Origin of the sequence: Streptomyces ficellus (assembly GCF_030406405.1) — a bacterium.
Classification (GTDB): Bacteria; Actinomycetota; Actinomycetes; order Streptomycetales; family Streptomycetaceae; genus Streptomyces; species Streptomyces ficellus_B.
On sequence record NZ_JAUEPL010000058.1, the window covers coordinates 1 to 24209 of the forward strand.

Here is a 24209-nt window from a genome sequence, read left to right on the forward strand (position 1 = left end):
CGGCCGCCGACGCCCACGCGGTGGCCGCCGCCGCCCCGGGCGGCGCCGACGCGGTTCGCGCCGCCGCCCGCGCGGTACTCGACGACGCGGCCAAGGCCCACCCGCCCCTGCGCCTCGACTACCTGGCCCTGGTGGACCCCGACGACTTCACCGAGGTCCCCGACGACCACACCGGCGAGGCGATCCTCGCCGTGGCCGCGCACGTCGGCACCACACGGCTCATCGACAACCTCCCCCTCACCTTCGGAGCCCCCGCATGACCGGCATACGCCTCCAGGCCCCCGCCCCCGGCTGGGCGATCGACGCCGACGTCGTCGTGGTCGGCTCCGGCGTCGCGGGCCTGACCGCCGCCCTGCGCTGCACGGCCGCCGGGCTGCGCACGGTCGTCGTCACCAAGGCCCGCCTGGACGACGGCTCCACGCGCTGGGCGCAGGGCGGCATCGCGGCGGCGCTCGGCGAGGGCGACACCCCCGAGCAGCACCTTGACGACACGCTCGTCGCGGGCGCGGGCCTGTGCGACGAGGAAGCCGTACGGCTCCTGGTCACCGAGGGTCCCGACGCCGTACGCCGCCTGATCGAGACCGGCGCCCGCTTCGACACCGACGAGGCCGGCGCCATCGAGCTCACCCGCGAGGGCGGCCACCACCGCCGCCGCATCGCGCACGCCGGCGGCGACGCGACGGGCGCCGAGATCTCCCGCGCCCTGGTCGACGCGGTCCGCGAACGCGCCGTACGCACCATCGAGAACGCCCTCGTCCTGGACCTCCTCACCGACGCCCAGGGCCGTACGGCCGGTGTCACCCTGCACGTCATGGGCGAGGGCCAGCACGACGGCGTCGGGGCGGTCCACGCCCCGGCGGTCGTCCTCGCCACCGGCGGCATGGGCCAGGTGTTCTCCGCCACCACCAATCCGGCCGTCTCCACCGGCGACGGCGTCGCGCTCGCGCTGCGCGCCGGCGCGGAGGTCAGCGACCTGGAGTTCGTGCAGTTCCACCCCACCGTCCTGTTCCTCGGCCCGGACGCCGAGGGCCAGCAGCCACTGGTGTCGGAGGCGGTACGGGGCGAGGGCGCCCACCTCGTCGACGCGGACGGCGTGCGGTTCATGGCCGGCCAGCACGAGCTGGCCGAGCTCGCCCCGCGCGACATCGTCGCCAAGGGCATCATGCGCCGCATGCGGGAGCAGGGCACCCAGCACATGTACCTGGACGCCCGGCACTTCGGCGCCGACATGTGGGCCTCCCGCTTCCCGACGATCCTCGCCGCCTGCCGCGCGCACGGCATCGACCCGGTCACCGAGCCGATCCCGGTCGCCCCGGCCGCCCACTACGCGTCCGGCGGCGTCCGCACGGACCTGCACGGCCGCACCACCGTGCCCGGCCTGTACGCGTGCGGCGAGGTCGCCTGCACGGGCGTGCACGGCGCGAACCGGCTCGCGTCGAACTCCCTCCTGGAGGGCCTGGTCTTCGCCGAGCGCATCGCCGACGACATCGCGGCCAACGCCGGGCGCGGGGGCGCCCGCGCGGGCGCCCCCGCCCCGCACCCCGCCCCCACCGCCCTGCCGCTCCTGGACCCGGCCGCCCGCGCCCGCGTCCAGCACGTCATGACCACCGGCGCCGGGGTGCTGCGCTCCGCCGCCAGCCTCGCCGAGGCGGCCGAACGGCTGGAGGCCATCCACGGGGAGGCCGTCAACGGCGACTACAAGGCCGCCGAGCCGGGCGTCGAGTCCTGGGAGACCACCAACCTGCTGTGCGTGGCCCGCGTCCTGGTCGCCGCCGCCCTGCGCCGTGAGGAGACCCGCGGCTGCCACTGGCGCGAGGACCGCCCCGACCGCGACGACACCGCCTGGCGCCGCCACCTCGTCGTACGCCTCGCCCCGGACCGGAGCCTGGACGTCCGCCCCACCGACACCCAAGACTTCCCCCCGACCGACGCCGACGCCCCCAGGGAGCCGTAACCGTGAGCACGCCCGAAGAACGCCCGCAGCCCGTGGACGTACCCCTGATCAATATCGGCGCCCCCGCCGCCCAGGGCTGTGGCGACGCCTGCGGTTGCGCGGACGGTGACGACGGCGAGGTGTACGAGTGCGGCCTCGACCCCGCGCTCGCCGCGCTGCTGGTGAACGCCGGCCTCGACCCCGTACTCGTCGAGGACGTGGCGTACCGCGCGATCGAGGAGGACCTGGACGGCGGCGTGGACGTGACGACCACCGCGACCGTCCCCGAGGACGCCGTCGCCACCGCCGACTTCACCGCCCGCGAGGCCGGCGTCGTCGCCGGCATCCACGTCGCGGAGGCGATCCTCTCGATCGTCTGCACGGAGGAGTTCGCGGTCGAGCGGCACGTGGCGGACGGCGACCGGGTCGAGGCGGGCCAGAAGCTGCTGTCGGTCACCACCCGCACCCGTGACCTGCTCACCGGCGAGCGCAGCGCCCTGAACATCATGTGCCGCCTGTCCGGCATCGCCACCGCCACGCGCGCGTGGGCGGACGCGTTGGAGGGCTACAAGGCGAAGGTCCGGGACACCCGCAAGACCACGCCCGGCCTGCGCGCCCTGGAGAAGTACGCGGTGCGCTGCGGCGGCGGCGTCAACCACCGCATGTCCCTGTCCGACGCCGCGCTGGTCAAGGACAACCACGTGGTGGCGGCGGGCGGTGTGGCGCAGGCATTCAAGGCGGTACGGGAGGCCTTCCCCGACGTACCGATCGAGGTGGAGGTGGACACCCTCCACCAGGTCCGCGAGGTCCTGGAGGCGGGCGCCGACCTGATCCTGCTGGACAACTTCACACCCGCCGAGACCCAGGAGGCCGTCGCGATCGTCGCCGGCCGCGCTGCCCTGGAGTCCTCCGGCCGCCTGACGCTGGACAACGCCGCCGCGTACGCCGCGACCGGCGTCGACTACCTCGCGGTGGGCGCGCTCACCCACTCCTCGCCGATCCTGGACATCGGCCTGGACCTGCGAGAGGCGGAGCAGGGCTGATGCTGCTCACCATTGACGCGGGCAACACCCACACCGTCCTCGGCCTGTTCGACGGCGAGGACATCGTCGAGCACTGGCGCATCTCCACCGACGCCCGCCGCACCGCCGACGAGCTCGCGGTGCTCCTCCAGGGCCTGATGGGCATGCACCCGCTGCTCGGTGACGAACTGGGCGACGGCATCGAGGGCATCGCGATCTGCTCGACGGTCCCCTCCGTCCTGCACGAGTTGCGCGAGGTCACGCGCCGGTACTACGGCGACGTGCCGGCCGTCCTGGTCGAGCCCGGCATCAAGACCGGCGTGCCGATCCTCACGGACAACCCCAAAGAGGTCGGCGCGGACCGCATCGTCAACGCGGCCGCGGCCAGCGAGCTGTACGGGGGCCCGGCGATCGTCGTCGACTTCGGTACGGCGACCACGTTCGACCCGGTCAGCGCGCGCGGTGAGTACATCGGCGGCGTGATCGCCCCCGGTATCGAGATCTCGGTCGAGGCGCTCGGCGTCAAGGGCGCCCAGCTCCGCAAGATCGAACTGGCCCGCCCGCGCAGCGTGATCGGCAAGAACACGGTCGAGGCGATGCAGGCGGGCATCGTGTACGGCTTCGCGGGCCAGGTCGACGGGATCGTCAGCCGTATGAAGCGCGAACTCGTCGGCCCGGCCGGCGACCCGGCCGATGTCACGGTCATCGCGACGGGCGGGCTGGCCCCGATGGTCCTGGGCGAAGCCATGGAAATCGACGAACACGAGCCCTGGCTGACCCTGATCGGCCTCCGCCTGGTCTACGAACGCAACATCTCGCGCATGTAGCCGCGCCGGCGGGGGCGGAAGGGCAACGCGCCCGAGTCGTCTGTTAAGTGAAGTTTGTCCGATTAGCACGTATCGTCGGGGCCATGCCCACGCCATACGGATCCCGCGGCGGCCTGGCGTTCGGCGCAGACGAGCTGCGTGTGCTCCGACGCGCCCTCGCCCATGCCCTCCACCCCACCCCCCTCGACGACGAAGACGTGCAGGACTGCCTGCGCCTCGCCGGCTCCGTGGACGAGGCGGTCCGCGAGGCCGGCCGGATGCGGGCCTTCCTCCTCGCCGACCTCGCCCGCTACCGCGACGCCCTGCCCGGCTCGGCCCCCGGCTACCTGGAGCTGCTCCAGGACGCCCTGGCCGCCGGCTACGACCCCCGCCCGGAGGACCTCGCCGCCCTGCGCACCCTCCGTGGCACGCTCGTCGGCGCCGCGCTCCTGGCGCGCTGCCAGGTGCTGGCCGAGCACTCCGTGCGGGCCCGCCTCGCCGGGCGGCACGTCACCCCCGGCCCGCGCACCCGGCTCCTCGCCCTTCCCGGCGGCCGCACCGGCGAGGGGGACGAGTCCAAGCCGCGGCCCGCACCCCGGCCCACGTCACCCAAGCCGTCACCACCGCCGGCCGACCGCCCGGTGCCCAAGCCCTCCGAGGTCTTCCCGCCCCGCCGCCGCCCCACCGCGCCCCCACCCGAGGAACGGGCGGCCGGCTAGCTACTCTGGACGCCATGGAATACGTATCCGCGCTCCTGCCCCCCGTCGTGATGGCCGCCTTCTTCATCGGCCTCGTCGTGACGATCGTCAAGAGCCAGGGCGGCCCCAACAAGACCAAGGAGGACGCGGCCGTGGACGCGGCGCTCGCGCGTGCCGAGGCCACCCGCCAGGCGGACGGGGCCACCGGCCCCGGCCAGGCCTGACCTCCCCGGCACCTCCGGCGCCACCCCCGCGTGAAGGGCGTACGACAGCTTCTGTCGTACGCCCTTTTTGTCGCCAATAGTCAGCTATCGGCGACTTCTCCCACTATGGTGGCGATGTGCCCCGTCAATTGGGAGAGCTGGAAGACGCCGTCATGTCGCGCGTCTGGCAATGGAACCGGCCCGTCACCGTCCGGGAAGTCCTGGAGGATCTCCAGCGGGAACGGTCCATCGCCTACACCACCGTCATGACCGTAATGGACAATCTCCATCAGAAGGGCTGGGTGCGCCGGGAAGTCTCCGGCCGCGCCTATCGATATACGGCGGTCTCCACCCGGGCCGCCTACTCGGCCGCACTGATGAACGAAGCCTGGTCGAAGAGCGACAACCCCGCCGCCGCACTCGTGGCGTTCTTCGGCATGATGTCGCCGGAGCAGCGAGAGGCACTCCAGGACGCGATCCGGGTAGTGCAACGGGACACTCCCGAAGACCCCGCCGAAGAGTCCCCCGTGCCCGTCCCGGCGGAGGCGTCCGAACAACTCCGGGAAGGTTCTGGAGAACGCTCTCAGGAACCGCCTCGCGAAGTGGCACCGGAAGAACAACCAACGGAACACCGGACGGAACAGCCGACGGAACAGCGGACGGAACGCCGGACGGAACGCCGGACGGAACAGCCGCAGGAACCCACAACGGAACAGCCGACGGAACCCCAGAGGGAACATCCGACGGAACCCACGAGGGAACCCCCTGCCGATCCGCCCACCGGACCCTCCGCCAATACCCCCGCCGAAGCACCCGTCGCACCCTCCGCCAAAACCCCCGCGCACCCCCCGGCGAAACTCCCCGCCGAACCGCCCTCACGGGCCCCGCACCCTCCGCCCGGACCGGGCGGCCAGGCCGGCGGCCGGGGGGCGGACGCGGGGCGATAGCGTCCAGCCATGCCGTCCTCCGAGCTTCCGCCCCCGTCCCCGCAGACGCCCCCGCAGACGCCCGCGCGCCCCGAGGCCGCCGCGTCGAAAGCCGTGACCGTACGCCGGGCCAGGACCAGCGATGTGCAGGCGGTCCGCCGACTGGTCGATCCGTACGTCAAGGCGGGCATCCTGCTCGACAAAGCGACGGTGACGCTTTACGAGGACATCCAGGAGTTCTGGGTCGCGGAACGCGATGAGGACGGCACCGTCGTCGGTTGCGGCGCACTGCACGTGATGTGGGAAGACCTCGCCGAAGTGCGCACTCTCGCCGTCGACCCCGACTTCAAGGGCGCCGGCGTCGGACATCACGTGCTCGACAAGTTGCTGCACACCGCCCGCTGGCTCGGTGTCCGCCGGGTTTTCTGCCTGACCTTCGAAGTCGACTTCTTCGCGAAGCACGGGTTCGTCGAGATCGGTGAGACGCCGGTGGACGGAGACGTCTACGCCGAGCTCCTGCGTTCCTATGACGAGGGCGTCGCCGAGTTCCTCGGTCTCGAACGGGTGAAGCCGAACACCTTGGGCAACAGCCGGATGCTTCTGCACCTGTGATCCGCCCAAGCGCGGCGATCCCTATGTCCGAATCGCGCACGTTTCCCGCGTTCTCGCGGATCTGAACCTCTCCCAGGGGTTTGTGTTTTCCAGAGAAAAGCGGTTTCCTTTCCGCGTACTGCATTTTCGATGAAAGGAAATCCGGTGGCACAGAAGGTTCAGGTCCTTCTTGTCGACGACCTCGACGGTGGCGAGGCGGACGAGACGGTGACGTTCGCTCTGGACGGCAAGACCTACGAGATCGACCTCACCACCGCGAATGCGGAGAAGCTTCGTAGCCTGCTGGAGCCGTACACCAAGAACGGCCGCCGCACCGGCGGCCGTGCCGCGACCAGCCGTGGCAAGGGCCGGGTCGCCGCGGGTGGCAGCCCCGACACCGCGAAGATCCGCGCGTGGGCCAAGGAGAATGGCTACAACGTGAACGACCGCGGCCGCGTGCCCGCCGATATCAAGAAGGCTTACGAGGACGCCAACCGCTGAGCGCCTTCCGCGCCCAGCAATCGGACCCGGTGACATTCCGATGCCGCCGCGTCCACCAGTCGTACGAGGCTGGGGGCACCCGCACCGCCTCGTACGCCGATGCCCGCGCCCAGGGCCGGCAAGGCCGGAAGCGTCGGCTCGACTTCGCGCCCGGGCTCGGGGGGGCGCAGCCATACGGCGGCGCCGGGTGAGCCGGATCCGCTCCATCCTGGGGGAATCGGAGCGGTCATCCGGCCACCCGCGCCCAGCGCCGCCAGATCGAGGGCGATCCCGCCCCACTCCAGCCAGTCCAGCAGCCCCGGCAGCTCGTCCGCGCTGCCCGCGGCCACCAGCAGCCGCATCCTCGGGCCCGCGAGGGCGACCGGCCATTGGCTGCCGCCCAGCCGCCGCAGCACGGCGAACCCGGCGGCGGCAGGCAGCTCCAGCACGTCGAAGCGGAGCCCCGTGAGCAACCGCACCGGCGCCCCGTCCCGTCCATCCGCCGTCGCCCAGCGGAGCTCGTCCTCGTACCACCGCGCCACCATGGCGGGGTCCGCGCCGCAGCCACCGCCGCGGCCGCCATCGCCCTTTCCGCCGCCGTCGAGCGGCGTGCGCGGCGAAGGCAGCGGCAGCGAGAGCGGGGCGGTGAGTGTCATGTCCGGGGAACTCGTGACCATCGGGCCAGGTTACGCACGGTCAGTGATCGATTGCGGTGCGTAGGGAAAATGGGGGCGTACGGGCGCACTGCGCAGCGCAAGGGTGTTCGCCCGTAGCTGAGGGAACCGGGGTACGCCGCATGGAGTGTCAGTGCTTACGGGTAAGACATTCCTAGGTGGGGAGGGGCGACACGCGGTCTGGGGCGTCTCACGTTCGCCATCGGCGTAGTGCTGGTGAGGCTAAGTCCTTGGCCTGCGGGAACATCGTCTCGCACCATCGGGTTGGAGCATTTGTCGGCGTTCGGGTCAGGAGGCCAGAGACGGGTGTCGGCAGTTGGAATGAGCGGTCCCCGCTTGCGGGACTAAGCTGCGGAAGGACAGGGAGGGGACCGACCCCTCTACTGCCTGACCGCTCTGAGGAGCGATTAACGATGTTCGAGAGGTTCACCGACCGCGCGCGGCGGGTTGTCGTCCTGGCTCAGGAAGAAGCCCGGATGCTCAACCACAACTACATCGGCACCGAGCACATCCTCCTGGGCCTTATCCACGAGGGTGAGGGTGTCGCCGCTAAGGCCCTGGAGAGCCTCGGGATTTCGCTCGAGGCGGTCCGCCAGCAGGTGGAGGAGATCATCGGCCAGGGCCAGCAGGCCCCGTCCGGGCACATCCCCTTCACGCCCCGTGCCAAGAAGGTCCTGGAGCTGTCGCTCCGCGAGGCCCTTCAGCTCGGCCACAACTACATCGGCACCGAGCACATCCTGCTCGGCCTGATCCGCGAGGGCGAGGGCGTCGCCGCCCAGGTCCTCGTGAAGCTGGGCGCCGATCTCAACCGGGTGCGGCAGCAGGTCATCCAGCTGCTCTCCGGCTATCAGGGCAAGGAAGCCGCCACGGCCGGCGGTCCTGCCGAGGGCACCCCCTCGACGTCCCTGGTCCTCGACCAGTTCGGCCGGAACCTCACCCAGGCCGCTCGTGAGTCCAAGCTCGACCCCGTCATCGGGCGCGAGAAGGAGATCGAGCGGGTCATGCAGGTGCTGTCCCGCCGGACCAAGAACAACCCGGTCCTCATCGGCGAGCCCGGCGTCGGCAAGACGGCGGTCGTCGAGGGCCTGGCGCAGGCCATCGTCAAGGGCGAGGTGCCCGAGACCCTGAAGGACAAGCACCTCTACACCCTCGACCTGGGCGCGCTCGTCGCCGGCTCCCGGTACCGCGGTGACTTCGAGGAGCGCCTGAAGAAGGTGCTCAAGGAGATCCGCACCCGCGGCGACATCATCCTGTTCATCGACGAGCTCCACACCCTGGTGGGTGCGGGTGCCGCCGAGGGCGCGATCGACGCCGCGAGCATCCTGAAGCCGATGCTGGCCCGTGGTGAGCTGCAGACCATCGGCGCCACGACGCTGGACGAGTACCGCAAGTACCTGGAGAAGGACGCGGCCCTGGAGCGCCGCTTCCAGCCCATCCAGGTCGCGGAGCCGTCGCTGCCGCACACCATCGAGATCCTCAAGGGCCTGCGCGACCGTTACGAGGCCCACCACCGGGTCTCCATCACGGACGAGGCACTGGTCCAGGCCGCCACCCTGGCCGACCGTTACATCTCGGACCGCTTCCTGCCGGACAAGGCGATCGACCTGATCGACGAGGCCGGTTCCCGGATGCGCATCCGCCGGATGACCGCGCCGCCGGACCTCCGCGAGTTCGACGAGAAGATCGCGGCCGTCCGCCGGGACAAGGAGTCCGCGATCGACTCCCAGGACTTCGAGAAGGCGGCGTCTCTCCGCGACAAGGAGAAGCAGCTGCTGGCGGCGAAGGCCAAGCGGGAGAAGGAGTGGAAGGCCGGCGACATGGACGTCGTCGCCGAGGTCGACGGCGAGCTGATCGCCGAGGTCCTCGCGACCGCCACCGGCATCCCGGTCTTCAAGCTGACCGAGGAGGAGTCCTCGCGTCTGCTCCGCATGGAGGACGAGCTCCACAAGCGCGTCATCGGCCAGAAGGACGCCATCAGGGCCCTGTCGCAGGCGATCCGCCGTACGCGCGCCGGCCTGAAGGACCCGAAGCGTCCCGGTGGCTCGTTCATCTTCGCCGGCCCGTCCGGTGTCGGTAAGACCGAGCTGTCCAAGACGCTCGCCGAATTCCTCTTCGGCGACGAGGACGCGATGATCTCCCTCGACATGTCGGAGTTCAGCGAGAAGCACACGGTTTCCCGCCTCTTCGGTTCCCCGCCCGGATACGTGGGTTATGAAGAGGGTGGCCAGCTCACCGAGAAGGTGCGCCGCAAGCCGTTCTCCGTCGTCCTCTTCGACGAGGTCGAGAAGGCCCACCCCGATATCTTCAATTCCCTTCTCCAGATCCTGGAGGACGGTCGCCTGACCGACTCCCAGGGCCGGGTCGTGGACTTCAAGAACACGGTCATCATCATGACGACCAACCTCGGGACCCGGGACATCTCGAAGGGCTTCAACCTGGGCTTCGCGGCACAGGGCGACGTCAAGACCGGTTACGACCGGATGAAGGCGAAGGTCAACGAAGAGCTGAAGCAGCACTTCCGCCCCGAGTTCCTCAACCGCGTCGACGACACGGTCGTCTTCCACCAGCTCAGCCAGGAAGACATCATCCAGATCGTCGACCTGATGATCGCGAAGGTGGACGAGCGCCTGAAGGACCGCGACATGGGCATCGAGCTCAGCGGGTCCGCGAAGGAGCTCCTGGCGAAGCACGGTTACGACCCGGTGATGGGCGCCCGGCCGCTGCGCCGGACGATCCAGCGTGAGATCGAGGACGTGCTCTCGGAGAAGATCCTCTTCGGCGAGCTGCGCCCCGGTCACATCGTGGTCGTGGACACCGAGGGCGAGGGTGAGGAGAAGAAGTTCACCTTCCGCGGCGAGGAGAAGTCGGCTCTGCCGGACGTTCCGCCGATCGAGCAGGCCGCCGGCGGCGCCGGTCCGAACCTCTCGAAGGACGCGTAACCACTAGCGCGTGCGAGCGCGTACCAGCGCGTGCTGAAGGGGCTGTCCCGTACGGGGCAGCCCCTTTGCCGTGCCCTCCCTCAGCAGTCCCGTGGCTTCCGCCAGGAGCATTCGAGGTCGGCGGGCGTCTCGGAGGCCCGGGTGCGGTGCGGTGAGACGGTGGTGACCGCGCCCTTGGCCGTGTCGGACCGGGCCAGTGTCACGACGATCGCGTCCTCGATGCTCTTCACCGAGGAGGCCAGGTAGTTGTTGAGGACGATCGAGTAGACCAGGCGGCGCCCGCCCGCGTCCGTGACGTACCCGGACAGGCCCGAGGCGCCCGTCAGGGAGCCCGTCTTGGCGTGGGCGTTCAGGGCGGCCGGGGTGCCGCACATCCGGGTGCGCAGGGTGCCGCCGGTGGCGCGGTCCGGGGCGCAGGCGACGGGGAGGGAGGCGTGCCAGTCGGCGTACCAGGGGGCGTCCTGCACGGCGAGGAGGAGGCGGGTGAGCTGGGCGGCGGGGAAGAGGTTCATCCGCGACAGGCCGGAGCCGTCGACCTGGCGGACGGTGGATGTGCGGAGGCCTTCCTTCGCCAGATACGTGCCGATCGCGGCGAGCCCCGCGCTCCAGGTGCCCCGGCCGGACGTCTCGTACCCGATGGTCTTGGTGAGCGCCTCGGCGTGCATGTTGTTGGACAGCTTCATGAACGGGTGCATCAGCGCCTTGAGCGGCATGGAGCTGTGCGTGGCGACGACCTTGGCGTCGGCTGGCGTCCGAACCCCCAGGCGGGGCGGCCCCGACACCCGTACGCCATGGGCGGCGAGGGCGGCGGCGAAGACGGCGGCGGCGTAGCCGGTCGGCTCCCAGACGGTGATCCACTCCTTGGTGGCCGCCGCGCCCACCGGGACCTCGCCGCTGACCACGATCGTGTTCGTGCCGTGCTCCCGCTCGACCGTCAGGGTGCCGGGCCGGCCGGCGGGGACGGTGGTGGCGCGGTTGTCCACGCGTACGTAGTCGGTGGCGGGAGTGAGGGCGACCCGCGGCCTCGCGCCCGCCCGGGCGGCCGGGGTGGTCTCGACGACGACCGTTCCGGAGTCGTAGTCGGTGTCGGGGGCGAGCGTGAGGGGCGAGATCTGCGCGGAGTAGTACGACGACTCGTCGTCGGCCGCCCAGGAACGGCCCAGGCGGTTGGTGTCGAACCGGGTGTCGTCGGCGACGACCCGCCCGGCGACCCGCCGGACGCCGGACGCGGCGACCTGGGCCGCGAGCCGGTCGTAGTCCTTGGCGAGGGTGGTGGGGTCACCCGTACCGCGCAGGTACAGGTCCCCGTGCAGCACACCACCCCGGGGGCGGGCGGTGGACAGCACCTCCGTACGGAAGCGGTACTCGGGGCCGAGCAGCGCCATGGCGGCGACGGAGGTGGCGAGCTTGGTGTTGGACGCCGGCATGAGCCGGTCGCCGCTGTCGCGCTGGTAGAGGGTCTCCTCGGTGCCCGCGTCCGCCACGACGACGCTCACGGCGCCGCCGTCCAGTCGTGGGTCGGTGAGGATCGTGTCGATGGCGCCCTTGAGCCCGGTGTCGGAGGGCCCCGCGCCGGCGGGAAGGGCGCTCCCCGCGAGAAGGGCGGCGAGCCCGATGGCGAGGGCGGTCACGCGCGTCACGTGTCTGCTCATGGGGAGGAGGATGACGGAGCGGGGAGGGGGTGGGAAGGAGGCGTGCTCAGGTGAGGATGCGGATGGTGGGGGAGAGGTGTTCGGTGCCGGTGAGTTCGACGCCGAGGGCGTGGACCCACTTCAGGCATGGCAGGTCTGCCAGAGGTGAGGTGTCGAGCGGGCCTGGGCTGAAGGCGTGCAGGCTCAGTGACTGGACGTTGGGGAACATCTCGGTCAGCCGTCGCCATGATGGATCGGCTGCATCCAGCGCAAGGTGGACGAGGGTGATCCGGGGGAAGCTAAGGTCGGAAGGGCAGGAGGACAGGGCCTCTGCCTCGCAACTGAGGCTGTTCAGGTGCGGCAGCCTGGCGAGTTCATTCCAGTCGTCGGCCGTTAGAGCGTCGACCGAAAGGGAGCGAAGGGTCGGGTAGCGGTGAAGCCCGTGCAGGCCTTCTTCCGGAGAGCACGGGATGCCCAGGAATCGCAGAGGTGCTTCCGCGGGGAGGTCGCCGAGGCTCCAGGACGCTTCCGGCGCCACGTTGATATTCAGCCATTCCAGCCGGGTGAGCGAGGACAGGCAGCGGAGATCCGGAGCCGCTCCCGAGCGCGTGAGGTTCAGTTGGGTCGGAGCGCAATCGGTGAGGAGCGCGGGCAGCAGCTCGTCCGAGACCTCCTCTCGGATGTCGAGCAGGGAGGGCCGCAGGTCCAGCCGGAGGAGCTCCTCGACCTGTCCGTCGGAGGTGACCGTGAACTCCAGGTTCTCTTGATCCAGCCGGGCGACGACCTCCTCCGCGTACGACGTCGTGTCGAAGCGCGACCAGGCCCAGATCAGTTGGGAGCGGACGTTCAGTGAGGGATGGCCGGTGAACCGGGCCAGGTAGGGCAGGGCCGCGTCCGAGGTGATGTGGGTGGCCGTGATCACGGCCATCCGGGCCTGTTCGTCGTCCAGGCCGTCCGGGCCCGGCAGGAGGTCCAGGACCAGGGGGCCCACCGTGGCCAGTTCGCGGGCCTCCTCCGGCGTACGGGGCGGGATGAGCCGCGCCGTGCGGTCCAGCAGCGTGCGCTGGATGGCCGGGTCCAGCTCCGTGGCGTGTTCGAGGGCGGCCGCCGCGACGAAGAGGATGCGGAGCTGGGCGCGGCGGTCGGGGGCGCGGTCGGCGGCGGCCAGCAACTCCGTGAAGATCTCGGCGCATTCGCGCGGGCGGGCGTGGGCGACGGCCATGCGGATCACGTCCTCCCACTGGTCGTCGCCCGCGTGGCCGGTCAGGACGCCGATGTGCCAGTCGTCGACGATCGCCTTGGCGGCCAGGTAGTCCTGGAAGGTCCGGTGGACGAAGTCCACGGCGTCCGGGCCCGGTTCGCGGAGCAGGCCGCTGCGCTGGAGCAGGTGGTGGAAGACGGCGTCCGGTTTGCCGATGGCGGCGGCGTCCGGGATCGCGGGGATCGCGTCGAGCACGATGGTCTCGGCCCGGAAACGGTCCATCTCCGTACGGCCATTGATCGTCAGCCAGTACGCGAGCCGCTGGATCAATCGGATCTGCGGCGCCTCGGCGAGGTCCACGCCGGTCGGGTCGCCCATGTCCCGCTCGCGGTCGCGGCGGGCGAGAAGCATGTCCAGGGCGGCGTCGTAGAGGGCTTTGCGGCCGCGTGGCAGAAAGCCCCGGCGGTCGCGGTGCAGGGCGCAGATCAGGCCGCACATCAGGGGGTTGGTGGCGAGCCGGGCGAGGTCCTGCTTGGTACGCAGCGCGTCGAGGAGGGGCTGTTCGTACGCTTCGGCGTCCGGGCCGGCCGCCGTGTGCCAGCGGCGGACGAACGCGGTCACCTCGGCGCGACTCATCGGCGAGAGCGTGAGTTCGGTGAAGCCGTCCGGGGCCAGCCAGTCGTCGCGTACGGCGGAGGGGCGGGAGGTGACGAGCCAGCGGTTGCCGCCGTCGTACGTGGCGAGGAGGTCGCGCAGCCAGCGGCGGGTGCGGTCCCGCTCGGGCTCGGGCACCTCGTCGATGCCGTCGATCAGGACCAGCCCGCGGCCGGCGGACAGGACGCGGTCGGCCCAGCCGGCGGGCGGGGCGAGCGGGCAGCCGACCGCGGCCAGGAACCGGTCGGGGGCCGGGAGCCGTTCGCCGTGCCGGGTGAGGGTGCGCAGCGGCAGGACGAAGGGGACACGGTCGCGCAGGTAGCCCATCCGCTCGTCCAGGTCCTGGCGGGACGCGGAGACCGCGAGCCACTGCACCAGCGTGGTCTTGCCCGAGCCGGCGACGCCGCGCAGCAGCACGCGTTCCTGCTGGGCGAGTGCCTGGTCGGCGGGGCGGGGGCCGGCCGGGGCGCTGCGGATGTCCGCGGGGAGGCCGGCCGGGAAGCGGTCGTGGGCCGGCCTTTCGGCCGCGTCGGCCTCCAGCGACAGGTACGCCACGTCCAGCGGCCAGGCGTCGGGCGAGTTGTGCAGGTCGATCCCGTAGATGGTGAGGTTGCCGTGCTTCTTCGCGACGTACGCGTGGTAGCGGCGCTCGAACGCGGCGTCCTGGGCGAACGGCCGTGGCGTACGGGCGATGAGGGCGTCGACCTTCGCGATCAGCTCCGCCTGGCCGCGGGCCTGCTCGACCAGGCTGCGGGCGACGAAGGTCGAGCGCTGGGTGAAGAAGTGCAGGATGTGCAGGCAGGCCCACTCGGTGACCGAGTCGAGGAAGAGCGCCGAGTCGGCCGAGAGCCCGTCGCCCTGGGCGCCGGCGGCGCTGCGGAGCCGGTCGGCCAGCGCGCGGTGGCCGAGGCGGACGGCTTGGACGTCGTCCATGTCGAGGTCGCCGAGAGCCAGCAGCGTACGGGCGAGGGCGTCGGCGACCGCTTCGGCCTCGTCGCGCGGGAAGGGTGGCTCGCCGGGCCCGCCGAGGGCGTCGCCGACCAGGGTGGTCGCGAGTTTACGGACGTCCCGGTCGGTGAGCGTGCGCTTCTCGCCCCGGAAGGAGACGAGCCCGGAGAGGCGGACGCGTCGCTCGGTCAGTCCGGCACCGGGGCCTTCCTGGACGAGGAGCTTCCTGATCAGCGGTGAGATCGCGCTCGACGCGAGCCGTGTGCCGATAAGTGCTGGATCCACGTGCGTCCCCCCGGAGGCCATGGCGTGATCGCCGACGCGTCGAGCGTATCCGTGGTCGCCCCCGCCGCGCCCCGGCGGGGGCGGCCCGAGAGCGCCCGCGCTCCGGGGAGGGCCCGCCCGAGGGCCGTGCAGGGTCCGCCCGAAGCCGGCAGAGGGCCCGCCCCGGGTGCGTCGGGGTCCGGTGCGTCGATGGTCCGCCTCCGGTTCGTCGGGGTCCGTCCCGGTCCGTCGAGGGCCCCGCCCGGGTTCGTCGGGGTCCGCCCTGGGTGCGTCGGGTCCGTCCCCGTCCGTCGAGGGTCCGTCCCGGGTGCGTCGGGGCCAACCCGGCAACGTCGAGGGTCCGCCCCGGTTCGTCGGGGGCCCGCCTTCGGTTCGTCGGGGTCTGTCCCGGTCCGTCGACGGTCCGCCCCCGGGTGCGTCGGGGTCCGTCCCGGCTCCGCCGAGGGCCCACCCAAGAGCCGTCGAGGGCCTGTCCAAGAGCCGTCGAGGGTCTGTCCAAGGGTCGGCGTGGGCCGCTCACGGGCCTGTCGGCCGTGACAAGGCGCACAGGCGTTTTGGGCGGTACTAGGCGGAATAGTGCCTCCGACCGGGGCGGAGGCGGGCTTTCGCGGCCGTTGGCGAGGGCTCCGGGAGTGATGGGCCGGCGAGAGGCCGGTGAGCAGGGCGGAAAGCCCCAGGTGACGGGTCCCGCTACGGGGATAAACCTTATTTTCCAAGGACATTTCGGGCTCTGCCCCCCGTATGCGGCACCGCGTCAAGAGCGCAGGTCACACCGGGGTATCTACGACCAGATGTCGTAGATGGGTGGTTTGAGGTGGGATGGGCGGGCGGGTTACCAAGGATGAGCCCAACCGCCCGGCGCGTCGTTCGCGTCGGGTCCGTTCTTGTCCGGAGGACTTCCCCGTATGTCGCAGCGCGTCAAGCATCCCGCCCGTAACGCCGTCGTCGCCCTCACCGCCGCCGGCATGGGAGCGTCGATGGTGTTCGGAGTCGGTGCCGCCTTCGCCGCCGACAACAAGACGATCCCCGTCTCGGGCCCCGCCGCCGCCGTCGCGGCGCAGGCCGATGCCCAGGCCAAGGCCGCCCAGCAGGCCGCCGCCAAGGCCGCCGCCGCGAAGAAGGCCGCTGCCGCGAAGAAGGCCGCCGCCGCCAAGAAGGCGGCGGTGAAGAAGGCCGCCGCCAAGAAGCCCGCGTCCTGGGTCAAGCCGGTCAACGGCTACACCCTGACCGCCAGCTTCAACCAGGGCGGCTCCATGTGGACGAACAAGCACTCCGGCCAGGACTTCGCCGTGCCGGTCGGCACCGTGGTGAAGGCCACGCACAGCGGTGTCGTCGTGAAGGCCGGCCCGAACGGCGGCGGCGACGGCCCCGCGTACGGCAACGCCATCGTGATCAAGCACGCCAACGGCACGTACTCCCAGTACGCCCACCTGTCGAAGATCAACGTCGGCATCGGCCAGACCGTGAAGACCGGCCAGACCATCGCCCGGTCCGGCAACACCGGGAACTCCTCCGGACCGCACCTGCACTTCGAGATCCGTACGACTCCGAACTACGGCTCGGCGCTCAACCCGGCGAAGTTCCTGCGCTCCGAGGGCGTCGTCATCTGACGACCTTCCGTCACCGCATCGACGGCGACTTCGAGGACGGCTTTCCGCTTCTCCTCGGGGCCGCCGTCGACGCGTTGCGGGTGACGACCGTCCCGGCCGCCCGCCGCCTCAGGGCGTGCCGGGGAAGCGGAGGATCGGGAAGCTGCCCGTCGTCGTCGGGGCGTGCTCCGGCAGCCACAGGACCGCGATCGCGCCGCCCGTCCCCGGGGCGGTGCCCTTCGGGGCGGCGTTGCGGAAGGTCAGCCGGGCGCCCAGTACCCGCGCCTGGCCCGCCGCGATCGTCAGGCCCAGGCCGTGGCCGTGCCCGGCGCGGTCGGACGCGCCTGTACGGAACCGGCTCGGGCCCTCCCGCAGCAGCTCGTAGGGGAAGCCGGGCCCGTGGTCGCGGACGCGCAGCACCCGCCCCTCGACCGTGACCTCGACCGGCGGCTTGCCGTGCTTGGCGGCGTTGGCCAGCAGGTTGCCCAGGATTCGTTCCAGGCGGCGTGGATCGGTATTGACCCATGACTCGTGCACCACCCGGACCTCCACGTCCGGGTGCAGCGCCCGCACCCGCCGGCTGACGAACTCGCCCAGCGCGATCTCCTGGAGCTCGGCCCGCTCGGAGGCGCTGTCCAGCCGGGCCACCTCCAGCACGTCCTCGACCAGCGTGCGCATGGCCTGCGCCCGGTCCCGCACCAGCTCGGTGGGCCGTCCCGGCGGCAGCAGCTCGGCCGCCGTGAGCAGCCCGGTCACGGGCGTCCGCAGCTCGTGCGCGATGTCGGCGGTGACCCGCCGCTCCGCCTCGATCCGCTCGTGCAGCGCGTCCGTCAGGGCGTCCACCGCCCGCGCCAGCTCGTCCGTCTCATCGCGTACGACACCGCCGATGGCGTCCCGGACCCGTACGTCCGTGTTGCCCTCGGCGACCTTCCCCGCCGCCGTGGCGGCCTTGCGCAGCCGCCGCGACAGCTGGCCGCCGATCAGCACGCCGAGCGCGCAGCCACCGAAGACCACCGACACCGAGCCCACGATCAGCGCCTCGTCCAGCGCCTTCATGATGGTCGTGCTCCGGTTCGCGAACGGCGTGTGCAGCGACAGCACGTCCCCGTTGCCCAGCGGCACGGCGGCCCACACGTCCGGCGCGCCCTCCGTGTGCTCCTGGACGTACGTCCCGCGATGCTTGTTCCGCATCAGGTGGTCCAGCTGCGGCGGCAGCGCCGGGTCATTGAGCTTGGCGCCGAACTTGGGGTCGGTCCTCGGCTTCGACGACTCGTACATCCGCTGCGCGAACAGCAGCCGCTCCATCTGCACCTCGCGCGCGTTGTCGAGCATCGAGACGCGGGCGGCGTTGTGGACGACGAGGCTGAGCGCGACCGCCACCAGCGCGCCCACGGCGGCGATGGCGATCGAGATCTTCCATCGGACGCCGGTGCGCAACGCGAACCGCTTCATGCGGCGGGATCCTGTCTCACGGGCCGCTTCACGCCTTCAGTCACGCCCTCAGTCACGCCTTCAGCTTGTAGCCGAAGCCACGGACCGTCTCGATCCGGTCCTGGCCGATCTTGGCGCGCAGCCGCTGCACATGGACGTCGACCACCCGGGTGTCGCCGCCCCAGCCGTAGTCCCAGACCCGCTCCAGCAGCTTGTCGCGCGACAGCACGGTGCCCGGCGCCGAGGAGAACTCCAGCAGCAGCCGCATCTCCGTGGGCGTCAGCCCCACCGGAGCGCCGCCCTTGCGCACCTCCATGCCGTCGGTGTCCACCTCCAGGTCACCGAAGACCAGCACGCCGCCCTGCTCCTGCCCCGCCCGGTCGGCGTCGCCGCCACCCGCGGTGCCGCCCGCGTGGCCGAAACGGCGCAGCACGGCGCGGATCCGGGCGACCAGCACCGCGCCGTCGAACGGCTTGGTGACGTAGTCGTCGGCACCGGCCTCCAGGCCCAGCACCACGTCGATCGAGTCGGCGCGGGCCGACAGCATGATCACCGGCACGGTCGACTCGTCGCGGATGCGCCGGCACAGGCTCACGCCGTCCATGCCGGGCAGCATCACGTCCAGCAGCGCGATGTCCGGCTGCCGCTCCCGGAAGGACTCCAGCCCGGACAGCCCGTCCGGCATCGCGGTCACCGCGAAGCCGTCGCGCTCCAGGGCCAGCTGCGTCGCCTCACGGATGACGTCGTCGTCCTCGACGAACAGGACATGGGTCTCGGCCATCCCGCGCTCTCTCGGTCTCGAAGTTCTTCACGTTCTTCGCAGTGCTGGATCAGTTCTCGCCCGGCGCCGACGGCGCGGGCTCGGCGGGGCCGTCGATGCCCCCGTCGCCGACCGCCTTGCTGTAGTCGTTGTGCACCCGGTCGTGCTCGGTGAACTTGGTTCCGGCCCACCGGTAGGTGATCACATCCTCCCCGGAGGGGTACGCCACCGGGTCACCCTTGTCGTACACCTGCTTGGTGACGACCAGGTCCCCCCGGTCGATGGCCGAGTACACGGCCGGTTCCTCCACCGAGAAGACATTCTCGTACGTCTTGTCCTGGGCCCGGTACACATATGTCCCGACGCCCACGGCGTCACCGCACGTCAGCACGTTCACCACGACGTCCGGTGACCCGGAGTCGGTGAGGTTCCCGTACGAGGTGTCCACCGGGTAGGCGTTCTCGGCGCACGGCTTGAGGTCGTCCTTGACCTGGTCGCTGACCTTCGGGTCGCTCATGATCAGGTGGACCGCGTCGACCTTCTTGATCGGCGACGACGAGGACGACGTGGGGCTGGGCGCGGTCGACGGGCTGCCCTGGTCGGTCCTGGCCGCGCCCTCGTCGCGCGTCCCCGTGCCGCCGGTGGAGCACCCGACCGTGAGCAGGCCGACGGCGGCGGCCACGGCCATCGCCGTGGTGCCCGCCGCCCGGATCCTGCCGCTGCCGCTCCCGATGTCTCTGGCGCTCAGGCCGCGCACCGCTCCCGCCCCCGTTCATGACGACGTCCGACCGTACGATTCGTACGCTCCGTCCGCTCCCGGGCACCGGCGTCCGTCTCGACGGCCCGGCTCTCCAGCTCCTGGCGGAGGCGGGCGAGCGCCCGGTGAAGCGTGGACTTCACCGTACCGGTCGACATGCCGAGCGCGGCGGCCGTCTCCTCGGTGCTCATCTGCTCCCAGTGCCGCAGCACGACGACGCTGCGCTGCTTGGGCGCCAGCACCCTCAGGACGTCCATCAGCAGGGCCCGGTCGGCGTGCTGCTCGGTGGCGTCGTCGACGGACGCGTCGGGGAGCTGCTCGGTGGGCACCTCCTCCAGCTTGCGGGCGCGCCACCACTCCGTACGCGTATTGATCATCACCCGGCGGAGGTAGGCGTCGGCCAGCGTCTTGTCCGCTATGCCGTCCCAGCGGCCGTACGTCCGGGCCAGCGCCGTCTGGAGCAGGTCCTGCGCGTCGACGGGGTCGGGAACCAGACGCCGGGCGCTGCGCAGCAGGGCGTCCTGCCGAGTGCGTACGTACTCCTCGAATTCGAGCACCTCGCCGTGCGACATCCCGAACCGCCTCCGATCCCCGTGAAACCCCGTGTGCTGCTTACGTCGGCAGACGCTACGGAGCGGTTGTCACGGGGTTGTCCGCACAGACCGTCGACGGACGCACGGCTGTCCATCGGTTGTGTAACAGCGATGGTGTTACGAAGACGCACAGGAAGCCGAAGCGGAAGCCGAAGCGGAAGCCGAAGCCGAAGCCGAAGCCGAAGACGAGGACGGCGCCGGAGCCGGGGAGGACGTGCGGGCGGCGGGCTCAGCCCTCCGGCAGGCGGTACCGACCGCCCTCCAGGGGCTCGACCAGCCCGTCCGCGACCAGCCCGTCCAGCGCCCGCGCCCGCTGCACCGGTTCGTGCCACACCGCGTCCAGCGCGGCCTGCTCCACCGGAGCAGTCGCCTCTCGCAGGACCGCGAGCAGCCGCCCGCGCACCTGGCGGTCCGTGCCCGCGTACGTCTGGCCGCGTCTGGCCGGGCCGTCGTGCGCGGGCTTCCCGGCCAGCCGCCAGGCGCACCGCCGGGCGATCGGGCACCGGGAGCAGTCCTCATTGCGGGCGGTGCACACCAGCGCGCCCAGCTCCATGGAGGCCGCCGCCCAGCGGGCCGCGGTCGGCTCGTCGTCCGGGAGGAGCGCCCGGGCCAGCTTCCGCTCGGCGGCGGTGGTGGCGTTCGGCGGGTACTGCACGCCCGTCACGGACCGGGCGAAGACGCGCCGGACGTTCGTGTCCAGCACGGCATGGCGCTGCCCGTACGCGAACGACGCCACCGCCGCGGCCGTGTACTCACCGATGCCGGGCAGGGCCAGCAGCTGGGCGTGGTCGCTGGGTACGTCACCGCCGTGCCGTTCCGTTATCGCGACCGCCGCCCCGTGGAGCCGCAGCGCGCGGCGCGGGTAACCCAGCCTGCCCCAGGCGCGGACCGCCTCACCGGGGGCCTCTGCGGCCAGGTCGGCGGGGCGGGGCCAGCGGGCCAGCCACTGTTCGTACACCGGCAGGACCCGGCTGACCGGGGTCTGCTGGAGCATGAACTCACTGACCATCACGCCCCAGGCACCCGCGTCGGGGCGGCGCCAGGGCAAGTCGCGGGCGTTCTGTTCGAACCAGGCCAGCACGGGCCCGTGGAGTTCGGCGGGGCCGGCTTCGGGGGTGGAGGGGGTCGCAGTCATGGCACCCCCGATCCTGGCACGTTCCTCAGCCGCGGCGGTGCATCGGCTCCCGGCGCCGCGGGGGCGCGGTGTGGTCCGGTACGGCGGGAGCGGGCGCGGCGGGACCGGGCCCCGCCAGCCAGGCCGGGGCCGGCGACCCACTCGCGCGCATCGCGTCGGTCAGCGCCCGGGTCGGTCCGGTCAGCAGCTTGATGAACAGCACCGCGGCCAGCGCGCCCAGCACCAGGCCGGCCGCCACGTCGTGCGGGTAGTGCACCCCCACGAAGACCCGCGAGAAGGCCATCAGCAGCGCCATCGGCACCGTCAGCCAGACGATCCGGCGCCAGGCCAGGGCCAGGGCGACGGCCGCCGCGCCGGCGATGGCGGAGTGGTTGCTCGGGAAGGACCAGTCGCCGTGCGGCGGGCACGCCACCAGCGAGGCGGCGGCACCGGCGACCGCGCGGCACGGGCGTTCCTCGTCCACCAGCGACTTCAGCAACTCGCTGACCACGTAACCGAAGGCGGTGCCGAGCGGCGCGAGGACGGCGAGCGCCATGGCACGGGAGCCGGCCGGGCGCGCGCGCCACCAGCCGACGAGGAACAGCACGCCGAACAGCAGCAGCCCGGCTTCCGTCCACACTTCGGCGAGCAGCTGTACCCAGCTCGGGGTGTCGTGGGCGAAGTCGGTGATGTCGCGATAGAGGTCCTGGCTCATGGTGACGGACGGTACCTGGCGCCCGGAAGCGGTCGTGCGGCGCCATCGGCAAAGAGCCGCTCCTGACGGAGGAGAGGAGGGCGGATCAGCGGTGTTCGAATGTGATCATCCGCAAAACTTGGTGCACGGGCGGCGGGTGGGGCGGGAGTTGGCGTCGATCTCTCGTACAGTTTGGGCGTGGGATCTCTGCGCAATCCGGTCGGGCCGCTTCCCTCCTCCATCTACTGGCGACGGAGGGCAGTCGCGGCGAGCCTGGTCGTGCTGCTCGCGCTGCTGATCGTATGGATCGTCAGTCCCGGTGACGACGACGGGAAGAAGGGCGGCGGAAGCTCCAACGGGTCCAGTCCCGCGCCGTCCATCACCCCAGGACCCTCGCAGTCGGGACCGGCGATCAGTGAACAGCCGGGCGGGCGCGACGAGTCGGGGTCGGGCGAGGACTCCGGCAAGAACGGAGACACGTCCTCACAGGGCGGCTCGGGTGGCTCCGGCGGCGACGGAAGCGGCACGGACGCGGGCACCGGTTCGGGCTCCGGCGCGGGATCGGGCGCCGATACCGGCAGCGGCGGCTCGGGCACCGGCGCGGATACGGGCTCCGGCGGCGGGAGTTCCGGTCAGCAGGTCCCGGCCAACTCCCCGCTCCCCAACTGCGCGCCCGGCTCACTGAAGTTGACGCTGCGCAGCGAGAAGGTCCGTTACGCGCCGGGAGACAAGCCCCGTCTCCAGCTGATCGCCCACAACACCTCCGCCACCACCTGCAAGGCCGACCTCGGGCCGAAGACCGCCGTGCTGACCATCAAGGACGACGAGGCCGATCAGATCTGGTCGTCCAAGGACTGCCCGCGCGGCTCCGGAACCCTCCTGCTGCGCATCCCGGCGGGCGGGTCCGTCACGCACACCATCGAGTGGGACCGCCGGCAGAGCGCACCGCGCTGCGCGACACCGCCCGCGGCGACCGCCGGTCCTGGCACGTACCTGGTCGAGGCGACCGTGCCGGGCGCCAAGGTGATGCCGGCGTCGTTCACGCTCACCAAGGACTGACCTGGACAGGCGGCTCTAGACGTACCGCTCCAGGATCGACGACTCGGCGAGCCGCGACAGCCCCTCCCGTACGCTGCGGGCGCGCGCCTCGCCGACACCGTCGACGGTCTGGAGGTCGTCCACGCTCGCGGCCAGCAGCTTCTGCAGGCCCCCGAAGTGCTCCACGAGCCGCTCGATGATGGCACCGGGCAGCCGCGGCACCTTGGCCAGCAGCCGGTAACCGCGCGGCGAGACCGCCGAGTCCAGCGCCTCCGGGGAGCCGGTGTAGCCGAGGGCACGGGCCACGATCGGCAGCTCCAGCAGCTCGGCGTGGCTGAGCGCGTCCAGCTCGGTGAGCGCCTCGGCGACCGTACGGGACCGCTTGGCGGTCGGCTGCGGTACGTAGTCCCGGACCACGAGCTCGCGCTCGGGCTCGACGCCGGCGATCAGCTCGTCCAGCTGGAGGGCGAGGAGGCGGCCGTCGGTGCCGAGCTCCACCACGTACTCGGCGATCTCGGTCGCGATGCGGCGGACCATCTCCAGACGCTGGGCGACGGCCGTGACGTCCCGGACGGTCACCAGGTCCTCGATCTCCAGCGCGGAGAGCGTGCCGGCGACCTCATCCAGCCGCAGCTTGTACCGCTCCAGGGTCGCCAGGGCCTGGTTGGCGCGCGACAGGATGGCCGCCGACTCCTCCAGGACACGGCGCTCACCGTCCACGTACAGGGCGATGAGCCGCATCGACTGCGATACGGAGACGACGGGGAAGCCGCACTGCTTGGACACGCGGTCGGCGGTGCGGTGCCGGGTGCCGGTCTCCTCTGTCGGGATCGACGCGTCCGGGACGAGCTGGACGCCGGCCCGGAGGATCTTGGTGATGTCCTTGTCGAGGATGAGCGCGCCGTCGAGCTTGCACAGCTCGCGCAGCCGGGTCGCGGTGAACTCCACGTCCAGCACGAACCCGCCGGTGCACATCGACTCGACGGTCTTGTCCATGCCGAGGACGATCAGACCCCCGGTGTTGCCGCGGAGGATGCGCTCCAGGCCGTCGCGCAGCGACGTACCCGGGGCGACCGCGCTCAGGGAAGCGCGCATCAGTGCTTCATTGCCGGAGCCTCCGCCGGACTTTCCGGGTGCTGCTGCCCGGTCGTTGGCTGCCACTGCACTCCTCCGGCTCGTACGGATGGGCGAGACCTGGGCAAAGTCTAGCGACCCCGGCCGTGACGGTTCGGCCTCCCGCCG

21 protein-coding genes and 1 pseudogene are annotated in these 24209 nt (G+C 71.6%); 12 read left to right on the forward strand and 10 right to left on the reverse strand.

The window, feature by feature from the left end; translation table 11 throughout:
- The 9 genes and pseudogenes from QWM81_RS27310 to QWM81_RS27350 all read left to right on the forward strand — a co-directional run.
- The coding region (locus QWM81_RS27310; RefSeq protein WP_290115067.1) for a pantoate--beta-alanine ligase at positions 1–260 on the forward strand (260 nt) is incomplete at its 5' end.
- Complete coding sequence (locus QWM81_RS27315) at positions 257–1954, forward strand: L-aspartate oxidase (protein ID WP_290115068.1); 1698 nt, start codon at positions 257–259, stop codon at positions 1952–1954. The genes QWM81_RS27310 and QWM81_RS27315, both read left to right, overlap by 4 nt.
- Before the next feature lie 2 nt (positions 1955–1956).
- A complete protein-coding gene (nadC, locus tag QWM81_RS27320; RefSeq protein WP_290115070.1) occupies positions 1957–2976 on the forward strand; it encodes a carboxylating nicotinate-nucleotide diphosphorylase in 1020 nt (339 codons plus the stop codon).
- Positions 2976–3782, forward strand: coding sequence for a type III pantothenate kinase (locus QWM81_RS27325; protein WP_290115072.1), 807 nt, complete (start codon positions 2976–2978; stop codon positions 3780–3782). The genes nadC and QWM81_RS27325 overlap by 1 nt, the downstream gene beginning before the upstream one ends.
- A gap of 113 nt (positions 3783–3895) precedes the next feature.
- The gene (locus QWM81_RS27330) at positions 3896–4480 is read left to right on the forward strand and encodes a hypothetical protein (RefSeq protein WP_290115099.1); all 585 of its coding nucleotides are present in this window, start codon (positions 3896–3898) and stop codon (positions 4478–4480) included.
- 14 nt (positions 4481–4494) lie between these two features.
- Positions 4495–4683, forward strand: a complete 189-nt coding sequence (locus QWM81_RS27335) for a hypothetical protein (protein WP_290115074.1) — start codon at positions 4495–4497, stop codon at positions 4681–4683.
- A 116-nt stretch (positions 4684–4799) separates the two neighbouring features.
- Positions 4800–5216: pseudogene (locus QWM81_RS27340) on the forward strand (BlaI/MecI/CopY family transcriptional regulator); the annotation flags it as partial.
- A gap of 402 nt (positions 5217–5618) precedes the next feature.
- Positions 5619–6200: an amino-acid N-acetyltransferase gene (locus QWM81_RS27345; protein ID WP_290115076.1), complete on the forward strand. Its 582-nt coding sequence runs from the start codon at positions 5619–5621 to the stop codon at positions 6198–6200.
- Positions 6201–6344: 144 nt separating this feature from the next.
- Positions 6345–6680: a histone-like nucleoid-structuring protein Lsr2 gene (locus tag QWM81_RS27350; protein ID WP_290115078.1), complete on the forward strand. Its 336-nt coding sequence runs from the start codon at positions 6345–6347 to the stop codon at positions 6678–6680.
- Here the strand turns inward: QWM81_RS27350 and QWM81_RS27355 are convergent.
- Entirely contained in the window at positions 6659–7336 is a 678-nt protein-coding gene (locus tag QWM81_RS27355) for an SCO3374 family protein (RefSeq protein WP_435372468.1), read from the reverse strand. The two genes, QWM81_RS27350 and QWM81_RS27355, sit on opposite strands and share 22 nt — an antisense overlap.
- Before the next feature lie 410 nt (positions 7337–7746).
- On the opposite strand from QWM81_RS27355, the gene QWM81_RS27360 reads away from it, so the two are divergent.
- Positions 7747–10272, forward strand: coding sequence for an ATP-dependent Clp protease ATP-binding subunit (locus tag QWM81_RS27360; protein ID WP_290115080.1), 2526 nt, complete (start codon positions 7747–7749; stop codon positions 10270–10272).
- A gap of 80 nt (positions 10273–10352) precedes the next feature.
- Here the strand turns inward: QWM81_RS27360 and dacB are convergent, their stop codons facing one another.
- Positions 10353–11924 (reverse strand): D-alanyl-D-alanine carboxypeptidase/D-alanyl-D-alanine endopeptidase, encoded by a 1572-nt coding sequence (gene dacB / locus QWM81_RS27365; protein WP_290115081.1) that lies wholly within the window; start codon positions 11922–11924, stop codon positions 10353–10355.
- A gap of 46 nt (positions 11925–11970) precedes the next feature.
- On the reverse strand, positions 11971–14991 hold the full coding sequence (locus QWM81_RS27370) for an NACHT domain-containing protein (RefSeq protein WP_290115082.1): 3021 nt from the start codon (positions 14989–14991) through the stop codon (positions 11971–11973).
- A 905-nt stretch (positions 14992–15896) separates the two neighbouring features.
- On the opposite strand from QWM81_RS27370, the gene QWM81_RS27375 reads away from it, so the two are divergent.
- Positions 15897–16601, forward strand: a complete 705-nt coding sequence (locus QWM81_RS27375; protein ID WP_290115083.1) for a M23 family metallopeptidase — start codon at positions 15897–15899, stop codon at positions 16599–16601.
- A gap of 108 nt (positions 16602–16709) precedes the next feature.
- Here the strand turns inward: QWM81_RS27375 and cseC are convergent, their stop codons facing one another.
- From cseC to QWM81_RS27405, 6 genes are all read right to left on the reverse strand, one after another.
- Positions 16710–18032 (reverse strand): two-component system sensor histidine kinase CseC, encoded by a 1323-nt coding sequence (cseC, locus tag QWM81_RS27380; protein WP_290115084.1) that lies wholly within the window; start codon positions 18030–18032, stop codon positions 16710–16712.
- 52 nt (positions 18033–18084) lie between these two features.
- Positions 18085–18792, reverse strand: coding sequence for a two-component system response regulator CseB (gene cseB / locus QWM81_RS27385; protein ID WP_290115085.1), 708 nt, complete (start codon positions 18790–18792; stop codon positions 18085–18087).
- Positions 18793–18841: 49 nt separating this feature from the next.
- The gene (locus QWM81_RS27390; protein WP_435372469.1) at positions 18842–19528 is read right to left on the reverse strand and encodes a hypothetical protein; all 687 of its coding nucleotides are present in this window, start codon (positions 19526–19528) and stop codon (positions 18842–18844) included.
- Positions 19516–20100, reverse strand: a complete 585-nt coding sequence (locus tag QWM81_RS27395) for a SigE family RNA polymerase sigma factor (RefSeq protein ID WP_290115086.1) — start codon at positions 20098–20100, stop codon at positions 19516–19518. The genes QWM81_RS27390 and QWM81_RS27395 overlap by 13 nt, the downstream gene beginning before the upstream one ends.
- A 250-nt stretch (positions 20101–20350) precedes the next feature.
- Entirely contained in the window at positions 20351–21256 is a 906-nt protein-coding gene (locus QWM81_RS27400; protein WP_290115087.1) for an HhH-GPD family protein, read from the reverse strand.
- A 25-nt stretch (positions 21257–21281) separates the two neighbouring features.
- Positions 21282–21950, reverse strand: a complete 669-nt coding sequence (locus tag QWM81_RS27405) for a phosphatase PAP2 family protein (RefSeq protein ID WP_290115088.1) — start codon at positions 21948–21950, stop codon at positions 21282–21284.
- 177 nt (positions 21951–22127) lie between these two features.
- On the opposite strand from QWM81_RS27405, the gene QWM81_RS27410 reads away from it, so the two are divergent.
- On the forward strand, positions 22128–22988 hold the full coding sequence (locus QWM81_RS27410; RefSeq protein WP_290115089.1) for a hypothetical protein: 861 nt from the start codon (positions 22128–22130) through the stop codon (positions 22986–22988).
- A gap of 15 nt (positions 22989–23003) precedes the next feature.
- On the opposite strand, the gene disA is transcribed toward QWM81_RS27410, so the two are convergent.
- A complete protein-coding gene (gene disA, locus QWM81_RS27415; protein ID WP_290115090.1) occupies positions 23004–24128 on the reverse strand; it encodes a DNA integrity scanning diadenylate cyclase DisA in 1125 nt (374 codons plus the stop codon).
- Positions 24129–24209: the final 81 nt, after the last annotated feature.

What these genes read in the sequence shown, in the direction of transcription:
- dacB (WP_290115081.1), bottom strand. Translation starts at nt 11,924, where the DNA reads ATGAGCAGACACGTGACGCGCGTGACCGCCCTCGCCATCGGGCTCGCC.
- QWM81_RS27315 (WP_290115068.1), top strand. Translation starts at nt 257, where the DNA reads ATGACCGGCATACGCCTCCAGGCCCCCGCCCCCGGCTGGGCGATCGAC.
- QWM81_RS27325 (WP_290115072.1), top strand. Translation starts at nt 2,976, where the DNA reads ATGCTGCTCACCATTGACGCGGGCAACACCCACACCGTCCTCGGCCTG.
- QWM81_RS27355 (WP_435372468.1), bottom strand. Translation starts at nt 7,336, where the DNA reads ATGGTCACGAGTTCCCCGGACATGACACTCACCGCCCCGCTCTCGCTG.
- cseB (WP_290115085.1), bottom strand. Translation starts at nt 18,792, where the DNA reads ATGGCCGAGACCCATGTCCTGTTCGTCGAGGACGACGACGTCATCCGT.
- QWM81_RS27335 (WP_290115074.1), top strand. Translation starts at nt 4,495, where the DNA reads ATGGAATACGTATCCGCGCTCCTGCCCCCCGTCGTGATGGCCGCCTTC.
- QWM81_RS27345 (WP_290115076.1), top strand. Translation starts at nt 5,619, where the DNA reads ATGCCGTCCTCCGAGCTTCCGCCCCCGTCCCCGCAGACGCCCCCGCAG.
- QWM81_RS27360 (WP_290115080.1), top strand. Translation starts at nt 7,747, where the DNA reads ATGTTCGAGAGGTTCACCGACCGCGCGCGGCGGGTTGTCGTCCTGGCT.
- QWM81_RS27400 (WP_290115087.1), bottom strand. Translation starts at nt 21,256, where the DNA reads ATGACTGCGACCCCCTCCACCCCCGAAGCCGGCCCCGCCGAACTCCAC.
- QWM81_RS27395 (WP_290115086.1), bottom strand. Translation starts at nt 20,100, where the DNA reads ATGTCGCACGGCGAGGTGCTCGAATTCGAGGAGTACGTACGCACTCGG.
- QWM81_RS27405 (WP_290115088.1), bottom strand. Translation starts at nt 21,950, where the DNA reads ATGAGCCAGGACCTCTATCGCGACATCACCGACTTCGCCCACGACACC.
- QWM81_RS27375 (WP_290115083.1), top strand. Translation starts at nt 15,897, where the DNA reads ATGTCGCAGCGCGTCAAGCATCCCGCCCGTAACGCCGTCGTCGCCCTC.
- cseC (WP_290115084.1), bottom strand. Translation starts at nt 18,032, where the DNA reads ATGAAGCGGTTCGCGTTGCGCACCGGCGTCCGATGGAAGATCTCGATC.